This window comes from Cupriavidus sp. HY129, assembly GCF_059492215.1.
In genome coordinates this window covers 40,463-65,116 of sequence record NZ_CP083254.1, presented here as the reverse complement: position 1 = coordinate 65,116, position 24,654 = coordinate 40,463, and the positions used below count along the sequence as shown (strand labels likewise).

Below are 24,654 nucleotides of genomic sequence, written 5' to 3'. Positions count from 1 at the left end.
GGCCGGCCTACGCAGAGCGCGGGCCGACCCGATTTGCTTCGTCATACCGGTGTTCAGCGTTCGTCGCGCGGCGGCCAGACAATTCTAAGCCGCCGCTCCGGCACCGCCCCATCGGCATCAGGAGGCGGTGATCTTGTCTTCCGCGGGCGTCCACTCCGTGCCTCGAACCAGCCGCTTTACGGCGCGATATGCAAGATGCGGCACATCGGCCAGCGTCAGCGCCGGACGGCGCGCTTCGGCGATCAGCGCCAACCGTACCGTGCCGGCGGCACGCGGGTCCACGCTGAGCACGATCTCATCGCCGCGCCGGAGCATCAGGCTCGAACCACAGCGCAGCCAGTAATCCTCCGAGTCGTTTTCGCGGGTCACCCATACATCCATGCCTTTCGCATCTTCCACGAACAGGCGCTGTGCCGCGTGCAGCGACAGCGCGGTGACTTCCCCGGGGGCGAGGGTGAAGACGGTCGTTGTGAGCAGGGCTTTCATGATGACTCTCCGTGAGTCCGGATTCCAGCTGTCTTGGCGGGGGTCCAGAAACTGGCTTGGCATTTGGACCGGGCCAGTTATTCATTGCATTCAGCGGTGTCCGGTGAAGTGAATTCTAGTGATTGCCCTGCCACTATCAAAACGATATATATTCTTGTGTCTTGTTAGCCAACCTCACATAGCCGAGAGCACCATGGTCTGGACCGGAGCCTGGAATCCCGACGAACCGCGTAGCTGGAAGCGCGAGTTTCCGCGCCTGCCCGCGCTGGCCGCGCTGCGCACCTTCGAGGCCGCGGCGCGCCACGAGAGCTTTTCGCGGGCCGCCACCGAATTGTTCGTCACGCACGGCGCGGTCAGCCACCAGATTCGCGCGCTGGAGGAGGAACTGGGGCAGCAACTGTTCGAGCGCCGGGGCAAGCGCGTGATGCTGACCACCAACGGACGTCTCTATGCCGAGCGCGTACGTGACGCGCTGTTGCAGATCGCCGACGCCACGCGCGTGCTGCAAGCCGGCAATCGCGACAAGCGCCTGACTATCAGCACCATGCCGTCCTTTGCCGCGCGCTGGCTGACGCCCCGCATCGGCAGCTTCATCGAGCAGCATCCGGAACTGGACGTCGAACTGTTGTCGTCGAACTCGCTCGTCGACTTCGCCAGCGAGGAGGTCGATATCGCGCTGCGCATGGGCACCGGCCACTACCCGGGCCTCTACGTGGAGCGGCTGCTCGACGATGTGTTCTTCCCCGTCTGCAGCCCGAACTACAACGGCGGCCGCCTGCCCGAGCAACCGGCCCACATGGCCGGCATGCCGTTGCTGCGGGGTGAAGGCGATCCGTGGAAACCGTGGTTCGAAGCGGCCGGGCTCGACTGGCCCGAGCCGATGAAGGGCCTGCTGCTGCAGGATTCGTCGCTGCTGCTGCAGGCTGCGGCCGAGGGACAGGGCGTGGCACTGATCCGCTCGTCGCTGGCCTACAACGACCTGCTGTCCGGCCGGGTGGTGCGATTGTTCGACGTCAGCATTCCGTGCCCGTGGCTGCTCCACTTCGTCTGCACGCATACCAGTCTGGAGACGCCCAAAGTCCAGGCCTTCCGGCACTGGCTGCTGCCCGAGATGGAGCGATTCCGCAACATCCTCTCGCAGTGGAACTAGTCTTCGCCTGAATCGTCCGGCTCGGCCAACTCGTCCGATTCGTCCGACTTGCCGGGTTTCACGCTGGATGCCTTGGGCGGCTTGCTTGCCCGACCGGCGCGCGGATGGGCCTGATCGTAGACCTTGGCCAGGTGCTGGAAATCGAGCGAGGTGTAGATCTGCGTGGTGGAGATGCTGGCGTGGCCCAGCATTTCCTGCACCGCCCGCAGGTCGCCCGACGACTGCAGCATATGCGTGGCGAACGAGTGGCGCAGCATGTGCGGATGAACATCGCTGGGCACCCCTGCGGCCAGCGCCTGGCGTTTGATGCGCTGCTGCACCGTGCTGATCGGCAACCGCCGGCCGCGCGTGCCAAGAAACAGCGCGTGGGCATCCTCGGGCAGCGCGCCGGGCCGCAACATCGCCTCGCGCACGTGAATCCAGGCTTTCAGCGCCTGGATCGCCTTGCTGCCCACCGGCACGGTGCGCCGGCGCGAACCCTTGCCGAGCACGGTCACTTCGGCGCCATCGAGATCGAGCCAGCCGGACGAGCGATAGTCGCCGTCCTCGGTATAGCGGACGTCGAGCTGGATCAGCTCCGACAGCCGCAGGCCGCTCGAATAGAACAGCTCAAAGACAGCCTGATCACGTAGCGATTCGTTGGTGTCGTCCTGGCGATGGGCGACCAGCGCCACCGCATGTTCGACCGAGAGCGCCTTGGGCAGCGGCCTGCCACGCTTGGGCGCGCGCACGCCGTCGACGGGATTGGACTGTACGCCGTGACCATGCCGCGCCGCCCAGAGATAGAAGCCGCGCCACGCCGACAGCGTGCGTGCGATGGTGCGGGCCGACAGGCCATTGCCATGCAGCCGCGCCGCAAACGAACGAATGTGACGGGTCTCCAGCGCCAGCAACGCCACGCCGGGCGCCAGGCGAATGGCTTGCGACTGCAACACGGACAGATCGTGCCCGTAGCTGGTCAGCGTGTGCGCGGCGAGCTTTCGGCTCGTGGCCAGCCAGTCGAGATAGCGCACCACCAGCGGGTCTGGGGCCGGCCTCTCGGCCGACGCCTCATCGGCCTCATCGGCCCCAGCGACCGCATGGGCCCTGTTGCGTGCCGGCTGGCGCGTGCGCATGGGGGAGTGTTTGCCCCGCTTAGTCGCGCAGGCGATTCAGCGCCGCGCCGGCGACTTCGCCAATCTGGGCCAGATAGGCGGTGCCCATGCCTTCATGGAAGCGGCGCGCGTCGGGCGAGCCCAGCACCAGCAGGCCGAACGCCGCGCCCGGGCCGTCCTCGTCGGGCTTGGCCGGCACGCGCAGCGCCACCATCGCCAGCGATGCGACGTCGTCGCGCTCCAGCAGTTGAGCGGCCTCGAAACCGGCGTTCGCGCCGCAGAACGGCGCGCGCAGGCCTTCGGCGAACAGGCGCAGGTCATCGCTGGCACCCTGCGCCACTTCCATGTGGGCATAGGTCTCACCAACGGTCCACAGGCGCAGCCCCACGGCGGGCACGTCGAACACCTGCTGCAGGCCGTCACGCACCGCATAGGGCAGCGCGTGGGAATCGGCCTCGGCCAGCAGGCGCATCTGCCAGTCATGCATACGCTGCTGCGTGCGATCGTTCTCGTGGCCGTGCCGGACGAGATCGGCCAGCTTGAGTTCCAGGCCCTTGTTCTTCTCGCGCAGGATTTCCATCTGGCGCTCCTGCAGCGACACCGCCCGATGGCTGTGTGGGCTGGTCAGTTGCACCGTCGCCAGCAGTTCGGCGTGATCTTCGAAAAACTGCGGATGGCTCTGCAGATAAGCGGCAACGTCTTGAGCGTTCATGGGCTTCCACCGGAACAAATTTTGGATGGCAGTGTAGCAAAGACGCCATCCACTACGTTTGTATCAACCTTTTCTGCCTGGAAATGCTCATCAGAATGCCGATGCCCATTCCCAGCGTCACCAGCGCGGTCCCCCCGTAACTCATCAGCGGCAGCGGCACGCCCACTACCGGCAGGATCCCGCTCACCATGCCCATGTTCACGAAGGCGTAGGTGAAGAAGATCAGCGTGATGGAGCCGGCCAGCAGACGCGAGAACAGCGTTGGCGCGTTCGCCGCGATATAGAGCCCGCGGAAGATCAGCAGCAGGTACAGGACCAGTAGCACCGCATTGCCGATCAGCCCGAACTCCTCGGAGAACACGGCGAAAATGAAGTCGGTGTGCTTCTCGGGGATGAATTCGAGGTGCGTCTGCGTGCCCTTGAGCCAGCCCTTGCCGGTCACCCCGCCCGAGCCAATCGCGATGATCGACTGGATCGTGTGGAAGCCCTTGCCGAGCGGATCAGTGGTCGGGTCGAGCAGCGTGCAGACACGGTGCTGCTGGTAGTCGTGCAAGATCGGCCAGTTCACGCCCGGCGCACAGATCTGGTTCTGGTAAGTCACGATCAGCGTGATCACCACCACGCCCGCACCGAGAATCGGCAGGATGATCTTCCACGTCAGGCCCGCGAAGTAGATCACGTAGATGCCGGCGGCCAGCACCAGCAGCGCGGTGCCCAGGTCAGGCTGCTTGGCGATCAGGCCGACCGGAATACCGAGCATGATCAGCGCCACGACGAAGTCGAACCATTTGATCACCCCCTCGCGCTTCTGGAAGTACCACGCCAGCATCAGTGGCATCGCGATCTTCATGATCTCGGAGGGCTGAATCACCATCCCCACATTCAGCCAGCGCCGCGCGCCCTTGCGGATCAGGCCGAACATCGCCACGGCGATCAGCAGCGCTACCCCCACGGTGTAGAGCGGCACGGCAACCCGCATCAACAGCTGGGTCGGCATGTAAGCGATCACCAGCATCACCACATACGACAGCAGGATATTGCGCAGCTGGTCCTCGACCCGGCCCGGCATGTCGATCGCGGCCGAGTACAGCGCGATGATGCCGGTGGCGAACAGCAGAAAGACGATCAAGGCCAGCGGCTTGTCGAAGCCGGTCAGGGCAGACTTGATGATCGATACGACGCGGCGTCGGTCCATGCGCGTCTCCTTGTTACTCTGAAACGTTGTTGCGGGCCGCCGAGCCCGAGGCCGGGCCCGCGACATTGGCGGGCTTGGGCCGGGCGGGCTGCGTCTTCGGCTTGGCGGGTGCCGGGGCCGAGGCGGGCGTCGCACGCGACGGCGTGGCGGGTGGCGTCGGTGCTGGCTTGCTGTGGCCAAGCGCCTGCAGCATCCGCGCATCGAGCGTCACTTCGGCCGAGGCCGGGGCGATGGCATTCGGGTCGAGCTGGCCGGCAATCGTGTCGGATGTCGACCGTGCCGCCGGCACCGATGCTGAAGCCCCCGCCGCGCTCGCGCCTGCGGCATTGGCGGTGCCCGTCGCGGCATCCGACGCGGCGGCCGGTGCCGTCTGCATCACCGTGGAACTGGCGGCATTGGCAGTCTGGCCGGTCGTGAACACGCTCGGCGTATCGACGGGCGGCTTGCCGCCAGCGCGCTCGCGCTCCGCGGGCGGCGGGGCCGTCGCGGCCAGTTCCTCCGGCCACTTGCCCAGCAGGTAGTAGTCCATCACCTTGCGCGCGATCGGCGCGGCCACGGCGGCGCCGAAACCCGCGTTCTCGACGATCAGTGCCAGCGCGATCTTCGGATGATCGGCCGGGGCGAACGCGGTGTAGAGCGAGTGGTCGCGCTTGCGCTCGTCCAGCGCATGGTGGTTGTACTTCTCGTTCTTGCCCAGCGTGTAGGTCTGCGCCGTACCGGTCTTGCCGGCCGACTCGTAGGCAGCGCCGGCGAACACCCGGGCGGCGGTACCGGAGTGCGTCACGGCAACCATCGCTCGCTTGATCACGTCGATATCGCCCTGCTTGAGCGGGATGCGATAGCTTTCCTTGGGCACGGTCAGCGTGCGCTTGCGCGAGACCGAATCCTCCACCGCCTTGACCAGGTGGGGCTTCATCGCCACGCCGTTGTTGACCAGGATCGACACCGCGTTGGCCAACTGCAGGATCGTGAAGCTGTTGTAGCCCTGCCCGATGCCCAGCGAAATGGTTTCGCCGTCATACCACTTCTGCTGCTCGGGCCGGCGGTACGCCTTCCGCTTCCAGTCCGTGGATGGCAGGATGCCGCGGTTTTCGCCCTCGATATCGATGCCGGTGATCTGGCCGAAGCCGAGCGGCTTCATGAAATCGTGGATCGCGTTGACGCCCATGTCACGCGCCAGCATGTAGTAATAGGTATCGCACGACTGCACAATCGACGCCTGCATGTCCACCCAGCCGTGGCCGCCGGGCTTGTCGTCGCGGAACGTGTGATTGCCAAGCGTGAAGAACCCCGGATCGTGCATCCCCCAGGCGGCGGTGCGCTTGCCCGTGGTCAGCGCGGCCAGCGCCATGAACGGCTTGTACGTCGAGCCCGGCGGATAGGTGCCACGCAACGGTCGGTTCAGCAGCGGCTTGTCGGGCGAGGTGTTCAGTTCGTCCCAGGTCTTGGAGTCGATGCCTTCGACGAACAGGTTCGGATCGAAGGTCGGCTTGGACACGAAGGCCAGGATGTCGCCCGTTTCGGGCTCGATCGCCACCAGCGCTCCACGACGGTCGCCGAACAGCTGCTCGGCCAGTTGCTGCAGGCGGATGTCGAGCGACAGGATCAGGTTGTTGCCCGGCGTGGCCGGCGACGTGGACAGGGTGCGAATCGGCCGCCCACCCGCGCTGACCTCCACCTCCTCGAAGCCCGTCAGGCCGTGCAGCTCGGTCTCGTAGCTCTGTTCCAGCCCGATCTTGCCGATGTAGTTGGAGCCCTTGTAGTTGTCGGCGTCCTTGCGCGGATCGTACTTGTCGCCATCGGCGGCGTCGTTGGCCTCGTCCATGGCCTCGATCCGCTCCTGGTCACGCTGCGAGATGCGACCCAGGTAGCCGACCACGTGGCTGGCCGCTTCGCCCATCGGATACTGGCGGAACAACCGCGCGCGCACGTCGACGCCTGGAAAGCGAAAGCGCTGCGCCGAGAACCGGGCCACTTCCTCGTCGGTAAGCTGGCTGCGTATCGGCAGGCTTTCGAAGCTGCGCGACTCCTCCAGCAGCCGCTTGAAGCGGCGACGGTCGCGCGGTTGGATATCGACGAGCGTGGCCAGCTCCTCGATTGTGTTGTCGAGCGTGTCGGTCAGCTTGGACGGCGTGATTTCAAGCGTGTACGCGGAGTAGTTGCGCGCCAGCACCACCCCGTTGCGGTCCATGATGATGCCGCGGTTCGGCTCGATCGGCGCCACGGAGATGCGGTTGTCCTCGGCCTTGGCCGAGTACTGGTCGTGCTTGTACCACTGCAGCCACAGAAAGCGGGAGAACAGCAGGCCAAAGCAGACGACCGTGAACAGGGCGGCGGCCGCCACGCGGATGCGGAAGCGGCCGATTTCCAGTTCGACGTTGCGAATTTCGGTCATGGCGGTACTGCGGGCGGCGTGGTGAGCGCGTCAGGGATTGGGACTAGATCGGACGCGTCTCATCGACTTCGTTCGATCTGCGTTGCGGCGCCAGCAGCAGGCTGGTGGCCATCGGCCACAGCACCGCCTCGATCACCGGGGCCAGCAGCAATTGCCAGCCGGGCAGCGGCGCGCCCATGGCCAGGCGGATAACCACCGGCACCGCGTGCGCGATGAACAACAACGGCAGCACGTGCAGCGCCTGCGCGTAGACCGAAAACCACAGTACCCGGCGATGGATCGTGATCGCGAAGTAGGCCAGCAGCGTGTAGGCAAGCGCATGTTCGCCAAGCAGGCGGGCGTCATGCACATCCATCAGCAAACCCAGCAGGAACGCCACGCCCATGCCGACCTTGCGCGGCTGGTGGATGTTCCAGAACACCAGCACCAGCGCCACGACGTCCGGAATCCAGAGTGTCTCGCCCCAGGGCATCAGGTTGATCAGGAACGCCAGCACGAAGGTCAGCGCGATGAACGCGGGATTGACCGGGCGCAGCAGGTATTGGGATGTCGTCACCGTGCGGGCTCCGAGGGTTTCTGCGCCGGCGTGTCCGCGGGCTTGTCTGCCGGCGTGGCCGCCTTGTCTGCCTTCTGCTCGGCGCCAGCGCGTGCCGCCGCCGACCGCGCGCCGCGCTCGGCCTTCTGCGACGTGGCTGCATCCGGCGGGCGCGGGGCAAGGCCCGACTCATAGCGCACCACCAGCAGCTGGCGGTGCGAACGCACACCGGCCACGGGCTCGCAATACACGCGGGAGAACGCCGTATCGGCTTTGCGTTCGATCTGGACGATCTTCGCCACTGGCAGGCCAGGCGGATAGGTGCCATCGAGGCCCGACGTCACCAGCAGGTCGCCCTGCTGCAGATCGGCCGATGCCGCCATGAAGCGCAGGTCCAGCAGACCGGCGCGTGAGCCGCCGAAGGCCACGCTGCGCAGACCGTTGCGCACCACCTGGACCGGGATCGCCTGTTCCTTGTCGGTCAGCAACGTGACTTCCGACTGGAACGGGGAAACGCGCGTCACCTGGCCGATCACGCCGCGCTCGTCGATGACCGGATAGCCAGCGCGCAGGCCCTGCATGCTGCCGCGGTCAATCACGATGCGCTGGCTGTAAGGGTCCCGGGCGTCGTAGAGGATTTCCGCCGGGGTCACCGGCGTGGTCGATTGCTGCGTCAGGTTCAGCAGCTTGCGAAGCTGGTTGTTCTCGGATTCGAGCTGGGCCTGGCGTACCGAGGCGTTGGCCTGCTCGAGCGCCGCACGCCGCAGCTCGCGGTTCTCGTTGGCCAGTTCGACGGAAGACTGGGCGTAGTCGAAGACGCCACGGATGGCGTCGCGCGGCACCAGCACCAGACGCTCCACCGGCATCAGCACGGTGGCAGCCACCTGGCGCACGTTGCGCATGGCGTCAAAGCGCGCGTCGACGATCAGCAGCACCAGCGCGATCGTCACGAAGATAACCAGACGCGCAACGGCGGACGTGCCTTGCTTGAAGAGCGGCGGTGGAGAGTAATCCATTTACCCGTGCGCAGGCGATGCCAATCCGCCAGCGCGACGCCCCGTCCCTTGCGGGACGGGGCGGGCCGGGCTGGCGGAGAAAACGTTCAAGATGGAGGAGGATCCGGCGACGCGACTCACCACGTTGCCGGGTCCTGTTGCATTACTCGTACGAGAAGATGCTGCCGAGCTTGTCCATACGCTCCAGCGCCATGCCGGAGCCGCGCACCACGCAGGTCAGCGGGTCTTCGGCCACCAGCACCGGCAGGCCGGTTTCCTCGGCCAGCAGACGGTCCAGGTCGCGCAGCAGCGCACCGCCGCCGGTCAGCATCATGCCGCGCTCAGCGATGTCGGCGCCCAGTTCCGGCGGGGTCTGCTCCAGCGCGATCTTCACGGCCGACACGATCTGGTTCAGCGGATCGGTCAGCGCTTCGAGGATTTCGTTCGACGACACCGTGAACGCGCGCGGAATGCCTTCGGACAGGTTACGGCCCTTGACTTCCATTTCGCGGACTTCCGAACCCGGGAAGGCCGAGCCGATTTCCTTCTTGATCGCTTCGGCGGTCTGCTCGCCAATCAGCATGCCGTAGTTGCGGCGGATGTAGTTGACGATCGCCTCGTCGAACTTGTCGCCGCCCACGCGCACCGAACCCTTGTAGACCATGCCGCCCAGCGAGATGATGCCCACCTCGGTGGTACCGCCGCCGATATCGACGACCATCGAGCCCGACGGCTCCGACACGGGCAGGCCGGCGCCGATCGCCGCCGACATCGGCTCCTCGATCAGGTACACCTGGCTGGCGCCGGCGCCCAGGGCCGATTCACGGATGGCGCGGCGTTCCACCTGGGTGGAACCGCACGGCACGCAGATGATGATGCGCGGGCTCGGACGCAGCAGCTTCGAGTCGTGCACCATCTTGATGAACTGCTTGAGCATCTGCTCGGTCACGGTGAAGTCGGCGATGACGCCGTCCTTCATCGGGCGGATGGCCTCGATATTGCCTGGCACCTTGCCGAGCATCTGCTTGGCTTCCTTGCCCACCGCGGTAATCGTCTTCTTGGCGTTGGGGCCACCTTCCTGACGGATAGCCACGACCGACGGCTCGTCCAGGACGATGCCCTTGTCGCGCATGTAGATCAGGGTGTTGGCGGTGCCCAGGTCGATGGCCAGGTCGTTGGAGAAATAGCTGCGGAGAAATCCGAACATCAGGAATCCTGTCTTCTGTTGTTTCGCGGGTATGCGAAGCGGCCGGCGCCGCCTGCGGCCCGGCCACGAATCGTTTGCAAGGGTGATGGTTCACGGCTCCCCGGTGCGTGCGGCCCGCGCCAGCCATGCTGGCACGCCCCGATGCCGCTGGCACGCCGGATCGGCGGTCCGCGGCGCTCCGCAAACGGCGCAGACCTGCACGCGCCGAACCGAGAGGTGCTAACAAAACGACTCTGGCGATTCTGGCAGCGCGGCGACGGACAAACGCCTTCGCCGCGCCCGGCCAGACCCACCAGGCTTCGCTTTGTTAGCACCCCTTACGGGAACCTTTGATTAGACTCTGCGCGAAAGTTCGCCGCCAGATGCGCCGGACAGGTCAAATACACCTGACGTGTGGCAGTAGCCTAATCGGAGGAACCTGATTGTTACGACTGAAAATGCGATGATTTCCCTCTGCATATCGCAGGATGGTCACCGCGCAACCCCGTGTCCAATACGCGCCGGACTTCCACGCTGTACCGGATAGTGCGTCCCCCTGTTGTATGGCGCCGACGGCAATCATGCGCCGCCAGTGTTGCACGGCTACGACGGCCGACGTTCGGAAGTGGTCCGTCCCGGGTCTCGGGGCCGTTCTGGTCGACCGCGAAAACCGTCCGGACTGTGCCGACGGCGTCACCATCGGGCATCCCTGCCCATCCGAAGTGGAGCGCGCGTTGCGGGGAATCTGCAACGCATAATCATACCTTATAATTCTCGCTGTTTCGGGGCGTTTGGCCCCGGAAAAACTTGTAACTTCGACGATCCTGGGGCGCCTCCCCGGGCGCACCAGTCCGGCACGCCCTGGCCACCCCGCCGCCGTGCCACCCGAAGCGCCCTTCCGGCCCCCAGATGGCCGGCACCCCCGAATCCGGCCAAGATACTTCCAGTCCAACGGACCGAACCCGGCGCACGCGCCGCATCACGCCATGGCTCTCGCACTCTCCGACGTCAAGCGCATCGCGCATCTGGCCCGCATCGAAACTAGCGATGCCGAGGCCGAGCAAACGCTTGCGCAACTGAACAATTTCTTCTCGCTCGTGGAGCAGATGCAGGCGGTGGACACCACCGGCATCGAGCCGCTGGCGCACCCGCTGTCCGCCGTGCGCGACATCGCCCAGCGCCTGCGCGAGGACGCCGTCACGGAATCCGACCGCCGCGCCGATTACCAGCGCCCCGCGCCAGCCACCGAAAACGGCCTCTACCTGGTGCCGAAGGTCATCGAGTGACAACGCGGTCTCCGATACCACGTTGCCCACCACCCAGACGCCATCATCGACATGCCCTTTTCAGCTGATTCCGTGACTTCCCTGCGCCAGATCGCCGATGCCCTGGCGGCGCGCTCCGTTTCCGCCGAGGAACTCGCCCGCGAGTACCTGGCCCGCATCGAGGCCGGCCGCGCCCTCAATGCGTTCGTCGCCGTCGACCCCGAACTGACCCTGGCCCAGGCCCGCGCCGCCGACGAGCGCCGCGCCCAGGGACAGGCCACGCCACTGACCGGCGTGCCCATCGCCCACAAGGACGTCTTCGTGACGCGCGGCTGGAAGTCCACCGCCGGCTCGAAGATGCTGGCCAACTACGAAAGCCCGTTCGACGCCACCGTGGTCGAACGCCTGGCCGCCGCCGGCATGGTCACGCTGGGCAAGACCAACATGGACGAGTTCGCGATGGGCTCGTCGAACGAGAACTCGTTCTTCGGCCCGGTGGGCAACCCGTGGGACACCAGCCGCGTGCCGGGTGGCTCCTCGGGCGGTTCCGCCGCCGCCGTGGCCGCCGGCCTGGCGCCTGCCGCCACCGGCACGGACACCGGCGGCTCGATTCGCCAGCCGGCCTCGTTCTCGGGCATCACCGGCATCAAGCCGACGTATGGCCGCGTATCGCGGTACGGCATGATTGCGTTCGCGTCGTCGCTGGACCAGGGCGGCCCGATGGCCCATTCGGCAGAGGACTGCGCGCTGCTGCTCAACGGCATGGCCGGTTTCGACCCGAAGGATTCGACCAGCCTGACCCCGGAACTGGGCGGCGTCACCGAGGACTTCACGCGCCTGCTGGGCCAGCCCCGCGCCGGCGCCACCGCCAGCCAGCCGCTGGCCGGCCTGCGCATCGGCCTGCCGCGCGAGTATTTCGGCAAGGGCCTCTCGGCCGACGTCGAACAGGCCTTGCGCGCCGCGCTGGCCGAGTACGAGAAGCTGGGCGCGACGCTGGTCGACGTGACCCTGCCGAAGACCGAACTGTCGATCCCCGTCTACTACATCATCGCGCCGGCCGAGGCATCGTCGAACCTGTCCCGCTTCGATGGCGTGCGCTACGGCCATCGCGCCGCGCAGTATGGCGACCTGCTCGACATGTACAAGAAGAGCCGCGCCGAAGGCTTCGGCCCCGAGGTCAAGCGCCGCATCATGGTGGGCACGTACGTGCTGTCGCACGGCTACTACGACGCCTACTACCTGCAGGCTCAGAAGATCCGCCGCATCATCGCCGACGACTTCCAGCGCGCGTTCACCCAGTGCGACGTGATCATGGGTCCGGTGGCGCCCACGGTGGCATGGAAGCTCGGTGAGAAGACTGCCGATCCGGTCCAGATGTACCTGGCGGACATCTTCACGCTGTCCACCAGCCTGGCGGGCCTGCCCGGCATGAGCGTGCCGTGCGGCTTTGGCGAAGGCAACATGCCTGTTGGCCTGCAGCTTATCGGCAACTATTTCGATGAAGCGCAATTGCTGCAGACGGCCCATGCGTTCCAGCAGGCCACCGACTGGCACCTGCGCCGTCCGGCCTGACAACGCCATGCAAACACGCCCCCTGCCCATCGTCAGCATGCGCGCCGCCGCGGCCCTGGCCCTAGCGGCGACGCTGGCCGGCTGCATTCCGCTGCCGTTCGGCGGCCGCTCGACGCCGATCGCCGCGCGCGATATCGACCTCGTCGGCGATTGCCGCCGCACCGAGGAAGATGGCTTCCGCGAGGACGCGCAATTGCGCGTGTCCAACAACACCGTGCAGCAGCTCCAGTGGAAGCTCTGGGTGGGCAAGCGCGGCTCGTGCAGCTTCAATCTGGCCGATTTCCGTCAGGTCAAGAAAACGCCGCATATCGAACTGCGCGCCAACGACGGCAGCGCCTGCGAGCTGATGGTCTGGCAGGACCCGCGCCGCATCACGCTGGCGCACGCGAATTGCCAGGCGCACTGCACGCCGGGCATCTATGAGCAGGCATGGCCGGTGATGTTCGAACCGGGTTCGGGCGACTGCGCCCGCACGCGCTAACACGCGCTAAGCGACACCGTCCATCGACAGATCATGAGGCGCCGACCGCACCTTTCCACGCTGACCCCCACGCCGCTGGTTCCGACCATGGCGGGGCGCTGGCTGCGCGCGAGCGTGGCGGCAGTGGCGATCGGCATGGCGCTCCTGCAGGCCGCGCCCGCGCAGCCTGCTGTGTCATCGGCACCACCGTCGCCGGCGCCGACCGCTTCCGCCAGCGCCCCCGTGACACCGGCTACGGCGGCCCTGGAACCGGCGGCCCAGCGGGTGCGCATTCCCGGCGATGGCGGCTCGCCGGAACTGACCGGATACTGGTTCACACCCCGCGAAGGCGGCCTGCCCCGTTCGCAGCCACTGCCCGTGGTGGTAGCACTGCACGGTTGCAATGGTCTGGTCGACATGCGCGTGGCCGCGAAGCGCGCGGGCACGATCGAGGAAGTCATCGATCCGGCCGGCGCGTTGCAGAGCCGCTACCGCGAGTACGCGCACTGGCTTGCCGAGCGTGGCTATGCGGTGCTGATGCCGGACAGCTACAGCGTGCGCGGCAGGGCCCAGGGCACCTGCGGTGACGCCCTCGAATCGCGCGCGATCGACGACCGGACGCGCCGGGGCGACGCGCTGGCCGCAATGCGATGGGTAGCCCGGCAACCTGGCATCGATGCCCGCCGCATCGTGCTGCTGGGCTGGTCCAACGGGGCGCAAGCCGTGCTGGCCACAATCGACGCCAGCCGGCCCTGGCCCGGCGGCACGCCCACGGTGGACCGTGCGGTGGCGTTCTATCCGGGATGCAAGCGCGCGGTGCAACAGCACAACTTCCGGCTGCGCTCGCCGCTGCTGCTGCTGATCGGCGGCGCGGACGACTGGACGCCCGCCACGCGCTGCGCGATGCTGCAGAACGCCGTGCAGTCGCGGCAGCCGGGCGCGCGCTTCCGGCTGGAGATCTATCCGGGCGCGTACCATGGCTTCGACGGCACGAGCGAACTGCATGTGCGGCGCGATGTGATCGCGGCGCGGCGCAACGGCGGCGTCACGGTGGGCGGCGATGCCGTGGCCCGCGTGGCCGCGCTGGGACAGCTCGATTCATGGCTTGCGAGCCCGGATCCCTGATATCACCGGGACCTGGCTCGACGAGCACCGAACACAGATACAGAAAGACTCAAATCAGGCTTACGAAGGAACAACCGCCATGCAATGGGAAGTGGTGATCGGCCTGGAGACGCACACGCAGCTCTCCACGGCCTCCAAGATTTTCTCCGGCACCTCCACCGCGTTCGGAGCCGAGCCCAATACGCAGGCCTCGCCCGTGGACCTGGCGTTGCCGGGCGTGCTGCCCGTGCTGAACCGCGGCGCCGTGGAGCGCGCCATCCAGTTCGGCCTGTCGATTGGCGCGACGATTGCGCCACGCAGCATCTTCGCGCGCAAGAACTACTTCTACCCTGACCTGCCGAAGGGCTACCAGATCAGCCAGTACGAGATCCCCGTCGTGCAAGGCGGCCAGATCACGATTCAGGTGGAAGGCAAGCAAGGCGTGTATGAAAAGACCGTCAACCTGACGCGCGCCCACCTCGAGGAAGACGCCGGCAAGTCGCTGCACGAGGACTTCGCTGGCATGACCGGCATCGACCTGAACCGCGCGGGCACGCCGCTGCTGGAAATCGTGACCGAGCCCGACATGCGCAGCTCGGCCGAGGCCGTGGCCTATGCCAAGGCCCTGCATTCGCTGGTGGTGTGGCTTGGCATCTGCGACGGCAACATGCAGGAAGGTAGCTTCCGCTGCGACGCCAATGTGTCCGTGCGTCCGGTGGGCCAGGAAAAATTCGGCACACGCCGCGAGATCAAGAACCTGAACTCGTTCCGCTTCCTGCAACAGGCCATCGACTACGAGGTGCAGTGGCAGATCGCCGAGATCGAGGATGGCCGCGAGATCGTGCAGGCCACCGTGCTGTTCGACCCGGACACTGGCGAGACGCGCGCGATGCGTACCAAGGAAGACGCGCACGACTACCGCTACTTCCCCGATCCGGACCTGATGCCGCTGGAGATCGACGCGGCGTGGGTCGAGCGCGTGAAGAGCGAACTGCCCGAGTTGCCGGCCACGATGCAGGCACGCTTCGTGTCGCAGTACGGCCTGTCGGCGTACGACGCAAGCACCATCACGGCAACGAAGTCGCTGGCGGCGTACTACGAGGCCGTCGTGACCAACGTTGGCGCGGCCAGCGCCAAGCCGGCGGCGAACTGGGTGATGGGCGAGATCGCATCGCAACTGAACCGCGAAGGCATCTCGATCGACGAAGCGCCCGTGCGCCCGGCGCAACTGGCCAAGCTGCTGGCACGCATTGCGGACGGCACGGTGTCGAACAACACCGCCAAGAAGGACGTGTTCCCGGCGATGTGGGCTGGCGAGTCCGACGGCGACGCCGACGCGATCATCGCGGCCAAGGGCCTGAAGCAGATGTCCGACACGGGCGAGCTGGAAAAGATCATCGACGACGTGCTGGCCGCCAACGCCAAGTCAGTCGAGGAATTCCGCGCCGGCAAGGAGAAGGCGTTCAACGCACTGGTCGGCCAGGCCATGAAGGCCACCAAGGGCAAGGCTAACCCGGCGCAGGTCAATGAACTGCTGAAGAAGAAGCTGGGCTGATATCGGCACCCTGGAAGTGAAGAAGCCGGTCATGCATCAAGCGTGGCCGGCTTTTTTTGCGCCTGGCGTTCGCTATGCCGATATCACCGGCACCACGCTGACCTCCACCCCCACCGTATGCTCCCCGCCCCCTACGATCACCCCATGCAGCAGCGGCACATCGCTATAGTCGCGTGCGATGGCCAGCGTCACGTGCCGCGTGTCAGCCAGCATTGCATTGGTGGGATCGAGATCGATCCAGCCATTCTCCGGGCACCAGACGCCGGCCCATGCATGTGAGGCATCGGCGCCCAGCAACCTCGGCTCGCCTGGCGGCGGATCGGTGCACAGGTAACCGCTGACGTAGCGGGCCGGCAGGCCGATCGAGCGCAGGCAGCCGATCATCACCTGTGCGAAGTCCTGGCAGACGCCGCTGCGCAGCGCGAACGCTTCCAGCGCCGGCGTATGCACCTCCGTGATCTCGCTGTGATAGTCGAAATCTGCGTGAATGCGATGCATCAGATCGATGGCGCCAGCCGCAACCGTCACGCCGGGCCCGAAGCTCCGGAGCGCGTAGTCGCGCAGGCTGTCATGCAATGCGACGTTGGGCGACGCATACACAAACTCCGTCTCGGGATGAAAGGGCTGGCCTGCGCGATAGCGTAGCCGCTTCGCGGCGTCTTCCCAGCGCGGACTGCGGGCGATATCGAGCGCCTGCCAGCGCGGCTTCAGTGTGACGGTGCTGTTAGCTGTCAGCCACATCGTCTCGTGCGGCACGTCGAGCATGAAATGCAGCACGTTGTTGCCGAACCCGTCGGTGCGCATGTGCTGGTGGGACGGGGCGGGGTCCACCTCGATCGAATGGGCCCCGACGGTCTGCCACGCGCAGGACGGTGGCGTCACCACGGCACGCTGCTGCGCAAGCTCGACCGGCCATGCGTAGTGGTAGGTGGTGGTGTGGTGCACGCTGAGCGTGGTCGTGCCGATGTCGCTCATGGCAGTTCGGTTTCGATCGTCACGCCGGCGTGACTGAAGTAGCGGCCGCCGATCTCTTCGGACAACTTTGCCATGCGCGCACCAAGCTGATCGCACAGCGCCCCGAGCGTGGTCTGACGCCCCTGCCGGTTGCTCGCGCACAGCAGCGTGCGCGAAGGCAGCGCGCTGGCTGGCGGCAGCATCTCCGCCAGCGGCACACGCGTCTGCCCCGTGGCGCCGGTGGGCAGTTGCACGAGCTTGGCGCGCAAGCGATCCAGCACACCATAGATGCCGCGCGGATTGGTCGGATCGAGCACGAGCAGATCGACCAGCGCAGGTACATCGGCGCGGCCGGGAAACAGCGATCGGAACGACAACGTGCTGTCGAACAGATGCAGCAGGAGGTCCACACCACTGCGCGAGTACAACGCGCCGCTGCGCTCGGCCACTTCCAGGAACAGCGCCAGCGTGCCGAGCCGTTCAATATGGCGGCCGATGAATACCAGCCGCCACGCCACGTCTCGCGCCATGCGGTCGCCCTGCGCGCCGCTGATCGCGCCAAGCTGCATCGACAGGTGCTCGAGCGCCGCCAGCACCTTCGAGCGATCGTAAGCGCCCTCTCCCGCCGATGGCCCATCCGGGCAGGCTGCCTGCATCGCATCGCGAAAATCATTGCGCGCGGCCAAGATCGTGCGCCAGTGATCGTTCGAGAGCCGGTTGCGGATCTCGTTGGCGGCGCCGGCATGGCTGGCGAGCGTCGGGCCCAGCCCCGAATCCGCGTCGGGGTTGGCCAGCTTAGAAACGAGGGCATGTTCGAACGCTCGCAACGAAGCTCGAGGCGATGGCGTCTGCGGCGGCACCAGCCCGAACCATGTTGCCAGGTCGCCGATCATCGTCAGCGTGCCGTCGTCGGTTTCGTCGTTCGATTCGATCGAACCGAGGATCTGCCGGCACAGACGTACAAGGTTCTCCGCGCGCTCGGCGTAGCGGCCCGCCCAGTACAGGTTCTCGGCCGCGCGGCTCGACACCGTCAGCTGCCGGGCAAGCGCCGATCCTGTCGTTGCGCTCATCGCCGCCAACCCGGCGCGCGCCGAGGTCAGCGGCACCGCGTGCGTCGGCTGGCTCGACAGCACCCACGTGTCGGCACTGGTGCCGCCGATCTGCATCGATACCGCCTCGCGATGCGGCGGGGCCAGACGCGTGAATCCGCCCGGCATCACCTGCCAGCCGCCATTGCCATCGGCAATCGCATAAACCCGCAGCATGGCCGGGCGCGAGCCAATGCGGCCGCCGCCATGGCCGTCGGGTTCCCAGCACGGCATATGCGAGAGCGGCAGCGGCGCCTGCACGGTATAGCGATCGGGCGACGCGTCGATGCGCGCGCGCCAGTCCGCCAGTTTCTGCAACCCCTGCTCCATGCCAAGCGGCGCGTCTGCAGGCGTGCGCGGATAGGTGGGCATCACGAACGCTTCGTCGAGCAGACCCAGTGCCTCGTGCCACGCCGGCGCCTCGCCGCACCACCAGCTCGACACCGCCGGCAGGACCAGCGGTTCGCCGAGCAACGCCTGCGCCACGCCGGGCAGGAAACCGTGGATCGCGGGCGACTCGAGAAAGCCGGAGCCCGGCACGTTCGACACCATCACATTGCCCGCACGCATCGCTTCGAGCAGGCCCGGCACGCCGATCATCGAGTCGCCGCGCAGTTCGAGGGGGTCGCAGAAAACATCGTCGAGGCGACGCAGGATCACGTCCACGCGCTCCAGACCGCCGAACGTCTTCAGATAGACCACGTCATTGCGCACGGTCAGGTCCTTGCCTTCGACCAGCGTGATGCCGAGATAGCGCGCCAGGAACGTGTGCTCGAAGAACGTCTCGTTGTATGGCCCCGGCGATAGCAGCACGATCTGCCGCCTCGTCTGCAAGGGTCTGGGGCTGCCGGGCTCGCCCGTCTGCGGCGTCAACGGCGTCAGCGGCGCCAGCGCGAGTGTGGAGATCAGCTGGGCGAACGCCTGCGGGAGCCGCCGCACACGCATCTCGCGGAACGCCTCGGCGAACTGGCCCGAGACGATCAGGCGATTTTCGAGCGCATAGCCCATGCCAGACGGCGTCTCCGTCCGATGCGCAATCACGGTCCAGCCATTCGCGGTATGGACGAGATCCACCGCCACGGTCTGCAGGTAGCTGCCATCCGGCGGCCGGTATCCCTTTAGCGGCCGCATGTAGCCGGGATGCCCGTAGACGAGCCCCGGTGGCAGCAGGCCGCGCTTGAGCAGCAGCTGTGGGCCGTAGATGTCGGCCATGATCGCGTTGGCCAACGTCGCGCGCTGCGCCACGCCCGCTTCGATAGTGGCCCAGTCCTGCTCCGGCACCAGAAGCGGAAACACTTCGAGTTGCCACGCGCGCGCGCCATCGCCCTGGTCGGCACGGATGTTGTACGTGACGCCGTTCTGGCGAATCTGCCGCGCCACGGCAGACGCGTGGGCATTCAGTGCGTCTGGCGGTGGATCGCCGAGTACCGAGAAGAAGCGGGCCCAGCATTCGCGCAACGCGCCATCGGGCAGGCGCAACTCGTCGAGGTGGCCGTCCGGCACGGGCAGCGCCAGTTGGCCAGCCATCAGGGCAGGCGCATCGGGTCCTTCAAGAGGCAGTGACGACTGCGAGGGCAAGGGCTACGGTCTCCGGGATGCATCGGCGCAATGCGCAGCGAGTATGACAGGATCGGCGCCCACGTCGCTCACGCCGCGCATGCCGGGCATATCACGCATATCGCTCACATCGGGCCCTTCGCGGGCTGCGCGCCCTCGTCCTGCAGCGAACGCAGCTTGGCCAGCGCGCCCGGATCGCCATGCGCGGCAGCGCGGGCGTACCAGAGCTTGGCCTGTTCGATATCGCGATCCACCACGCCCGGATACCCGCGCTCGTAGTAGCTGGCGACGATGTACTGCGCGCCTTCGTCGCCGGCTGCGGCGGCCTTGCTGTACCAGTGGAACGCGCGACCGTAGTCGAGGGGCACGCCCCGACCGGTGAAGTAATTGGTGGCGAGCGCCACCTGCGCCTGCACATGCCCCCCCTGCGCCGCGAGTTCATACCAGCGGTTGGCCTCGGGCAGCGATTTCGGCACCACGTCACCGCGTTCGTACAGATCGCCGAATGTGAACTGCGCGTGGGTCATCTGGTTGTCTGCCGCGCGGCGCAGCCAGACCAGCGCCTCCTGCGGCTTCGCCGGCGTGCCTTCGCCACGCAGCAACATCATCGCGTAGTCGAACTGGGCCAGCCGATTGCCTTTCTGCGCGGCCGCGGCAAAGCCCTGGATCGCCACATCGAAATTGCCAGCCTCGTAGGCGGCCACCGCCGCCTGGGTCTGTTCCTGTGCCGGTTGCGGTCGCTCGGTTGCCGCGTAAACACTCAATCCGGACAGGGCGCAGGCCAGCGCCAGTGCAACGACGGACTGGCGGATCGTTGGGGCGGCAAGTTGCGACATGGCTGGCTCCGATCCGGCTAGGCGCGTCTGGGGGTGTTTGATTCAGTGTAGTGGGCGATCCGTGGGAATAGATATGTCGATGAAAAATTATCGACTCAGATTAATCGACATTATTATTCTTCATACTTATAATTTAGCTCAGCCGGCGAACCGATATCCGACGCCCACCTCTGTCAGCAGATGCGCGGGCTGGGCCGGATCGACCTCGAGCTTGTGGCGCAGGTGGCCCATATAGACCCGCAGGTAGTGGCTGCTCTCCGAGTGCGAGGGGCCCCAGACCTCGCGCAGCAGTTCCCGGTGCGTCATGACCTTGCCACGATGGGCGATCAGCACGGCCAGCAGGCGGTACTCGATCGGCGTCAGATGCACCTGATCGTCGCCGCGCATGACGAGCCGGTTGGCCAGGTCCACGCGCACGTCGCCGAACGTGATCTGGGGCGTGCCCTGAGGATTCGCCTTGGCGTGCCGGCGCAGCAGCACGCGCACGCGCGCCACCAGTTCACCGACGCCGAACGGCTTGGTCAGGTAGTCGTCCGCGCCCGCATCGAGCGCGGCGATCTTGTCGGCTTCGCCAGTGCGCGCCGATAGCACCAGCACGGGCACCTCGGTCCAGGTACGCATCTCGCGGATCAGTGTCATGCCATCGCCGTCAGGCAGGCCGAGGTCCAGGATCACCACATCCGGCTGGCGCGTGCCGGCGTCGATCAGGCCGCGCTTGAGCGTATCGGCCTCGTGCACCGTGCAGCCCTCGGACTGCAGCGATTCACGCACGAAGCGACGGATGTGGGGTTCGTCCTCGACCAGCAACACGGTCGGCGAATAATCGAAAGGCATGTCAGTGATGATCCGGAATGGGTTCGTCCAGCGACTCTGGCTCGATAGCCGGTGGATTGCCGCGCGGCAGCGCCAGCGTGAATCGCGAACCACGTGGGTGGGCGGCCTCCACCCAGATGCGACCGCCATGGGCCTGCATGATCGCCTCGCAGACAGCCAGGCCGAGCCCGACGCCCGAGGTGGCCGATTCGCGCTCGCCACGCGTGAATTTCTCGAAAATGTAGCGCTCCTGGCCCGACTGCACGCCCGGACCTTCGTCTTCCACGGACAGTTGCACCTCGTCGCCCACCACCGCGCCGCGGATGCGGATGGCGGTGCCTGCCGGCGTGTACTTCGCCGCGTTCTCCAGCAGGTTGCACAGCACACGCTCCATCAGCACATCGTCGCACTCCACCAGCGGCAACTCCGCGAGATTCATCACCTCCACATGGTGCCGACCGAGCACGTCCCGCATCGACGCCAGCGCCGCGCCAATCAGTTCCTCAAGCGATTGCCAGCCGCGCTTGAGCGCCAGGTCGTGATGCTGCAGGCGCGCCATGTCGAGCAGGTTGACGACCATCGTGCGCATCCGTTGCGCCTGAACGCGCATTGCCTCGACCGTCTCCGCGACGCTGGCCGGCAGCGGCGTCTCTGCACGCTGCAGCGTTTCGGCCATGCCGATCAGCCCGGTCAGCGGCGTGCGCAGATCATGCGACACCGCGGCCAGCAGCGAACTGCGCAGCCGTTCCGACTCGATCGACACCAGCGCGCGCTGCGCCACGTCGACGTAATGGATACGCTCGATCGCGATCGCGATCAGCGTGGCAAAGACATCGGCCTGACGACGCAATGCCGGGTCCGCCAGCGCCCGCCACGCGCGCGGCTCCACGGCCAGCACGCCGCGCGTCTGCATCGGCGCCTTCAGCGGCAGATACAGCACCGTGCTGCCGGGTAGCGTGTGCGTCCCCGTACCCGCGGGCTGACCGTGATCGAACACCCATTGCGCCAACACCTTGTCGATGGCATCGCCTTTGCCTGTCCGCGGCTCCGGTGTCTTTTCTCCGCCGGCCATCGGCATGAGCCGTCCGTTCTCTGCGACGAGGAAGAACGTGCCGTCCGCGTCAAAGGCGGCACGCAGGAAGCGACCACCGATCTCGACAATCTGCTGCGCCGTCAGCGCAGCGGACAGCTCGCGCGCCAGCTCATAGAGCGTGCGCGCATCGGTTTCACGCCGCACGGACACCTGAGCCTGCTCGCGCAGTCCCGCCGTAAGCTGGCCGATCACCAGACCAACCGCCAGCAGCACGAAGAACGTCAGCAGGTACTGCACGTCGCTGACGGCGAACGACATTCTGGGCGGCACGAAGAAGAAGTCGAACGCCGCCACCGAAATCACCGATGCCAATGCCGCCGGTCCCCGGCCATGACGCAACGCCACGCCTACCACGGCAACCAGGAACAGCATCGCGATATTGACCAGGTCGAACCAGGGTCTGGTCAGCGTCGACAGGAACGTCGCCGCCATGCACCAGACCACGGCCCAGCCATAGTTAAGACGGCGCACGCGGGCAAGCTCGGCTTCAGCCTCCGCATCGTGCGCCGCGGTGGATAGCCCTTCCTGCGCTCGCGGACGCAGGTCCGCCCGTGTGGAGTCGGCCGCCACGCGGATCACGTCGATCTCCGGGCAACCCGCCGCCAGCGCATCGGCGAACATCTGCCGGCCGAACAGCCGGTTGCCGACACCAAGCATCGGCGACAGCGCGCGGGCCAGCAAGGCACGCCCCTTGTCGATCCAGTTTCCTCGCGCATACCAGTCGGCAGGGGCGCGGCCAAGCAGCACCTTGGTCAGGTTGTGGCGTCGCACGTAGCCTGCCACCGCCTTGACCATGTCGTTGCCGGCGAGCGTCTCCGTACGGGCCCCCAGTTCCTCTGCCAATTGCATGGCGGCGCGCATGCGCGCGCGGACCTCGTTGGAAGGCGGCATCAACTGGGGCGTGGCGATTGTCACCACATGCCAGTCGCAATCGAGCTGGCCCGCCAGACGCTGCGCGCTGCGCACCACCTGCTCGGCATCGTCGCCGGTGCCGATGCACGCCACGAGGGCTTCGCGCGTGCGCCAGACCAGATCGATCGATTCTGCATGTCGATATGCGCGCACATCGTCGTCGACACGATCGGCGGTCCGCCGCAACGCGAGTTCGCGCAGCGCGATCAGGTTGCCTTTGCGGAAGAAATTGCGTGCGGCGTGGCGCGCCTGATCGGGCAGGTAGACCTTGCCCTCGCGCAACCGGCGCAGCAGCTCATCGGCGGGCAGGTCCACCAGTACCACTTCGTCGGCGCCGTCGAACACCGCATCGGGCACGGTCTCCCAGACGCGCACACCGGTGATGCCACCCACGGCCTGATTGAGGCTGTCCAGGTGCTGCACATTGACCGTGGTCCAGACGTCGATGCCTGTGGCCTGCAGTTCCTGGATGTCCTGCCAGCGTTTCGGGTGCCGGCTGCCCGCGGCATTCGAATGCGCGAGTTCATCGACCAGAATCAGCGCGGGGCGTCGGGCCAGCGCGCCGTCGAGATCGAACTCCGCCAGAACGCGGTCCCGATACGGAACCTCGCGCAGCGGCAGGCGCTCGAGTCCATCTAGCAGAGCCTCGGTCTCGGCGCGGCCATGTGTCTCGACCACGCCGACCACCACGTCCACGCCCTGTTCGCGCAACGCGCGCGCGGCGCCCAGCATGGCGAAGGTCTTGCCAACGCCGGCCGACGCGCCGAAGTACACGCGCAGTTTGCCGCGAGCGGCACGCGCGCGCTCCGCCTGCATGCGTTGCAGCAGGGCGTCGGGGTCCGGGCGGGTGTCTGGATCGGTCATCGGCAACGGCGGTTGGTGGCGATGATTGTGCCACGCAGGCGATTGCCATGCGTACATGCGTCTGTCCCCAACTCCACACACGGGAGGGCGGGGCAAACCATCAGCGTTTCACAGGCCTTCGACGTTCCCCCCGCTCCCGCCTGCGCGGGCGGGGCAAGGGCGAGGGGAAGACGGAGGGCAAACCAGGTATCAACGGCCACCAGATCTATTTCAGCCCATCCAGCGCCAGGTTCAGCGCAAGCACATTGACCACCGGCTCGCCAAGCACCGCCAGACCAGGGTCTTTGGTATTGGCGGCGATCAGCGCCTCGACCTTCTCTAATGACACGCCGCGCAACCGCGCCACGCGAGCGGCCTGGTACTGTGCCGCTGCCGGGCTGATATGCGGATCGAGACCGCTACCAGACGCCGTCACCAGATCCACCGGAACCGGCGCCTTGTTGTCCGGATCCGCTTCCCTGAGCGCGTCTATGCGCGCTTTCGCGGCGTCCGTCAGCGCCGGATTGGTCGGCCCCAGGTTTGAGCCGCCCGACGCCGTGCCGTTGTAAGGCATCGGCGCCGTAGCCGACAGGCGGCCCCAGAAGTACTTCGGGTCCGAGAACGGCTGGCCGATCAGTTCGGAACCGACCGTCTTGCCATCCTTGACGATCAGCGAGCCCGCTGCCTGATGCGGAAACACCGCGCGCGCAATGCCGGTGACAACGCCGGGATAGAGCAGGCCGGTCACCACCGACAGCACGATGAAAACAGTCAGCGCCGGGCGCAACAGCCCAGTCTGACGCGGCACCTGCGCGACGGTATTGCTTTGTGTAGTCATTTGCGATTCTCCTTGC

At 66.5% G+C, this 24,654-nt stretch carries 20 protein-coding genes; 6 read left to right on the top strand and 14 right to left on the bottom strand.

The window, feature by feature from the left end; all coding sequences use genetic code 11:
- Positions 1–117 precede the first annotated feature (117 nt).
- Positions 118–486 (bottom strand): DUF2917 domain-containing protein, encoded by a 369-nt coding sequence (locus K6G35_RS00285; protein ID WP_008646630.1) that lies wholly within the window; start codon positions 484–486, stop codon positions 118–120.
- Positions 487–679: 193 nt separating this feature from the next.
- Between K6G35_RS00285 and K6G35_RS00280 the strand changes: the two genes are divergently transcribed.
- Positions 680–1,636: a transcriptional regulator GcvA gene (locus K6G35_RS00280; protein ID WP_186425513.1), complete on the top strand. Its 957-nt coding sequence runs from the start codon at positions 680–682 to the stop codon at positions 1,634–1,636.
- Here K6G35_RS00280 and K6G35_RS00275 read toward each other — a convergent pair.
- The 7 genes from K6G35_RS00275 to K6G35_RS00245 all read right to left on the bottom strand — a co-directional run bounded on the left by K6G35_RS00275 (position 1,633) and on the right by K6G35_RS00245 (position 9,769).
- A complete protein-coding gene (locus K6G35_RS00275; protein WP_035881228.1) occupies positions 1,633–2,751 on the bottom strand; it encodes a tyrosine recombinase XerC in 1,119 nt (372 codons plus the stop codon). The genes K6G35_RS00280 and K6G35_RS00275 overlap by 4 nt on opposite strands.
- Before the next feature lie 19 nt (positions 2,752–2,770).
- Complete coding sequence (locus tag K6G35_RS00270; RefSeq protein WP_035881227.1) at positions 2,771–3,442, bottom strand: DUF484 family protein; 672 nt, start codon at positions 3,440–3,442, stop codon at positions 2,771–2,773.
- Positions 3,443–3,494: 52 nt separating this feature from the next.
- Positions 3,495–4,637: a rod shape-determining protein RodA gene (rodA, locus tag K6G35_RS00265; RefSeq protein WP_008652644.1), complete on the bottom strand. Its 1,143-nt coding sequence runs from the start codon at positions 4,635–4,637 to the stop codon at positions 3,495–3,497.
- A gap of 13 nt (positions 4,638–4,650) precedes the next feature.
- Positions 4,651–7,032 carry a penicillin-binding protein 2 gene (mrdA, locus tag K6G35_RS00260; protein WP_495675975.1) on the bottom strand — a complete coding sequence of 794 codons (2,382 nt, stop codon included), beginning with the start codon at positions 7,030–7,032 and terminating at the stop codon, positions 4,651–4,653.
- Between the two features lie 43 nt (positions 7,033–7,075).
- Complete coding sequence (gene mreD / locus K6G35_RS00255; RefSeq protein WP_008640831.1) at positions 7,076–7,588, bottom strand: rod shape-determining protein MreD; 513 nt, start codon at positions 7,586–7,588, stop codon at positions 7,076–7,078.
- Positions 7,585–8,583 carry a rod shape-determining protein MreC gene (gene mreC, locus K6G35_RS00250; protein ID WP_495675974.1) on the bottom strand — a complete coding sequence of 333 codons (999 nt, stop codon included), beginning with the start codon at positions 8,581–8,583 and terminating at the stop codon, positions 7,585–7,587. The genes mreD and mreC overlap by 4 nt, the downstream gene beginning before the upstream one ends.
- Positions 8,584–8,725: 142 nt before the next feature.
- Positions 8,726–9,769 carry a rod shape-determining protein gene (locus tag K6G35_RS00245; RefSeq protein WP_008648066.1) on the bottom strand — a complete coding sequence of 348 codons (1,044 nt, stop codon included), beginning with the start codon at positions 9,767–9,769 and terminating at the stop codon, positions 8,726–8,728.
- Between the two features lie 965 nt (positions 9,770–10,734).
- On the opposite strand from K6G35_RS00245, the gene gatC reads away from it, so the two are divergent.
- From gatC to gatB, 5 genes are all read left to right on the top strand, one after another.
- Positions 10,735–11,034 (top strand): Asp-tRNA(Asn)/Glu-tRNA(Gln) amidotransferase subunit GatC, encoded by a 300-nt coding sequence (gene gatC / locus K6G35_RS00240; protein ID WP_008648047.1) that lies wholly within the window; start codon positions 10,735–10,737, stop codon positions 11,032–11,034.
- Between the two features lie 51 nt (positions 11,035–11,085).
- Entirely contained in the window at positions 11,086–12,585 is a 1,500-nt protein-coding gene (gene gatA, locus K6G35_RS00235; protein ID WP_186425511.1) for an Asp-tRNA(Asn)/Glu-tRNA(Gln) amidotransferase subunit GatA, read from the top strand.
- Between the two features lie 7 nt (positions 12,586–12,592).
- Positions 12,593–13,066, top strand: a complete 474-nt coding sequence (locus K6G35_RS00230; protein ID WP_024569258.1) for a hypothetical protein — start codon at positions 12,593–12,595, stop codon at positions 13,064–13,066.
- Positions 13,067–13,099: 33 nt separating this feature from the next.
- Positions 13,100–14,170 carry a dienelactone hydrolase family protein gene (locus K6G35_RS00225; RefSeq protein WP_186425510.1) on the top strand — a complete coding sequence of 357 codons (1,071 nt, stop codon included), beginning with the start codon at positions 13,100–13,102 and terminating at the stop codon, positions 14,168–14,170.
- A gap of 79 nt (positions 14,171–14,249) precedes the next feature.
- On the top strand, positions 14,250–15,704 hold the full coding sequence (gatB, locus tag K6G35_RS00220; protein ID WP_008651806.1) for an Asp-tRNA(Asn)/Glu-tRNA(Gln) amidotransferase subunit GatB: 1,455 nt from the start codon (positions 14,250–14,252) through the stop codon (positions 15,702–15,704).
- Positions 15,705–15,776: 72 nt separating this feature from the next.
- Here gatB and K6G35_RS00215 read toward each other — a convergent pair whose 3' ends face one another.
- The 6 genes from K6G35_RS00215 to kdpC form a co-directional block, all read right to left on the bottom strand.
- Positions 15,777–16,679, bottom strand: coding sequence for a transglutaminase family protein (locus K6G35_RS00215; protein WP_035881222.1), 903 nt, complete (start codon positions 16,677–16,679; stop codon positions 15,777–15,779).
- A complete protein-coding gene (locus K6G35_RS00210; protein ID WP_495675973.1) occupies positions 16,676–19,324 on the bottom strand; it encodes a circularly permuted type 2 ATP-grasp protein in 2,649 nt (882 codons plus the stop codon). Before K6G35_RS00210 ends, K6G35_RS00215 begins: the two co-directional genes overlap by 4 nt.
- 104 nt (positions 19,325–19,428) lie before the next feature.
- Positions 19,429–20,139: a tetratricopeptide repeat protein gene (locus K6G35_RS00205; RefSeq protein WP_035881220.1), complete on the bottom strand. Its 711-nt coding sequence runs from the start codon at positions 20,137–20,139 to the stop codon at positions 19,429–19,431.
- Between the two features lie 138 nt (positions 20,140–20,277).
- Positions 20,278–20,973 carry a two-component system response regulator KdpE gene (gene kdpE / locus K6G35_RS00200; RefSeq protein ID WP_035881219.1) on the bottom strand — a complete coding sequence of 232 codons (696 nt, stop codon included), beginning with the start codon at positions 20,971–20,973 and terminating at the stop codon, positions 20,278–20,280.
- Between the two features lies 1 nt (position 20,974).
- Complete coding sequence (locus K6G35_RS00195) at positions 20,975–23,878, bottom strand: DUF4118 domain-containing protein (RefSeq protein ID WP_186425507.1); 2,904 nt, start codon at positions 23,876–23,878, stop codon at positions 20,975–20,977.
- Positions 23,879–24,026: 148 nt separating this feature from the next.
- Entirely contained in the window at positions 24,027–24,638 is a 612-nt protein-coding gene (kdpC, locus tag K6G35_RS00190; RefSeq protein WP_008651799.1) for a potassium-transporting ATPase subunit KdpC, read from the bottom strand.
- Positions 24,639–24,654: the final 16 nt, after the last annotated feature.

What these genes read in the sequence shown, in the direction of transcription:
- K6G35_RS00245 (WP_008648066.1), bottom strand. Translation starts at nt 9,769, where the DNA reads ATGTTCGGATTTCTCCGCAGCTATTTCTCCAACGACCTGGCCATCGAC.
- K6G35_RS00280 (WP_186425513.1), top strand. Translation starts at nt 680, where the DNA reads ATGGTCTGGACCGGAGCCTGGAATCCCGACGAACCGCGTAGCTGGAAG.
- rodA (WP_008652644.1), bottom strand. Translation starts at nt 4,637, where the DNA reads ATGGACCGACGCCGCGTCGTATCGATCATCAAGTCTGCCCTGACCGGC.
- kdpE (WP_035881219.1), bottom strand. Translation starts at nt 20,973, where the DNA reads ATGCCTTTCGATTATTCGCCGACCGTGTTGCTGGTCGAGGACGAACCC.
- K6G35_RS00230 (WP_024569258.1), top strand. Translation starts at nt 12,593, where the DNA reads ATGCAAACACGCCCCCTGCCCATCGTCAGCATGCGCGCCGCCGCGGCC.
- K6G35_RS00225 (WP_186425510.1), top strand. Translation starts at nt 13,100, where the DNA reads ATGAGGCGCCGACCGCACCTTTCCACGCTGACCCCCACGCCGCTGGTT.
- K6G35_RS00275 (WP_035881228.1), bottom strand. Translation starts at nt 2,751, where the DNA reads ATGCGCACGCGCCAGCCGGCACGCAACAGGGCCCATGCGGTCGCTGGG.
- K6G35_RS00195 (WP_186425507.1), bottom strand. Translation starts at nt 23,878, where the DNA reads ATGTACGCATGGCAATCGCCTGCGTGGCACAATCATCGCCACCAACCG.
- K6G35_RS00285 (WP_008646630.1), bottom strand. Translation starts at nt 486, where the DNA reads ATGAAAGCCCTGCTCACAACGACCGTCTTCACCCTCGCCCCCGGGGAA.
- mrdA (WP_495675975.1), bottom strand. Translation starts at nt 7,032, where the DNA reads ATGACCGAAATTCGCAACGTCGAACTGGAAATCGGCCGCTTCCGCATC.
- kdpC (WP_008651799.1), bottom strand. Translation starts at nt 24,638, where the DNA reads ATGACTACACAAAGCAATACCGTCGCGCAGGTGCCGCGTCAGACTGGG.
- K6G35_RS00215 (WP_035881222.1), bottom strand. Translation starts at nt 16,679, where the DNA reads ATGAGCGACATCGGCACGACCACGCTCAGCGTGCACCACACCACCACC.
- K6G35_RS00270 (WP_035881227.1), bottom strand. Translation starts at nt 3,442, where the DNA reads ATGAACGCTCAAGACGTTGCCGCTTATCTGCAGAGCCATCCGCAGTTT.
- gatC (WP_008648047.1), top strand. Translation starts at nt 10,735, where the DNA reads ATGGCTCTCGCACTCTCCGACGTCAAGCGCATCGCGCATCTGGCCCGC.
- mreC (WP_495675974.1), bottom strand. Translation starts at nt 8,583, where the DNA reads ATGGATTACTCTCCACCGCCGCTCTTCAAGCAAGGCACGTCCGCCGTT.
- gatA (WP_186425511.1), top strand. Translation starts at nt 11,086, where the DNA reads ATGCCCTTTTCAGCTGATTCCGTGACTTCCCTGCGCCAGATCGCCGAT.
- K6G35_RS00205 (WP_035881220.1), bottom strand. Translation starts at nt 20,139, where the DNA reads ATGTCGCAACTTGCCGCCCCAACGATCCGCCAGTCCGTCGTTGCACTG.
- gatB (WP_008651806.1), top strand. Translation starts at nt 14,250, where the DNA reads ATGCAATGGGAAGTGGTGATCGGCCTGGAGACGCACACGCAGCTCTCC.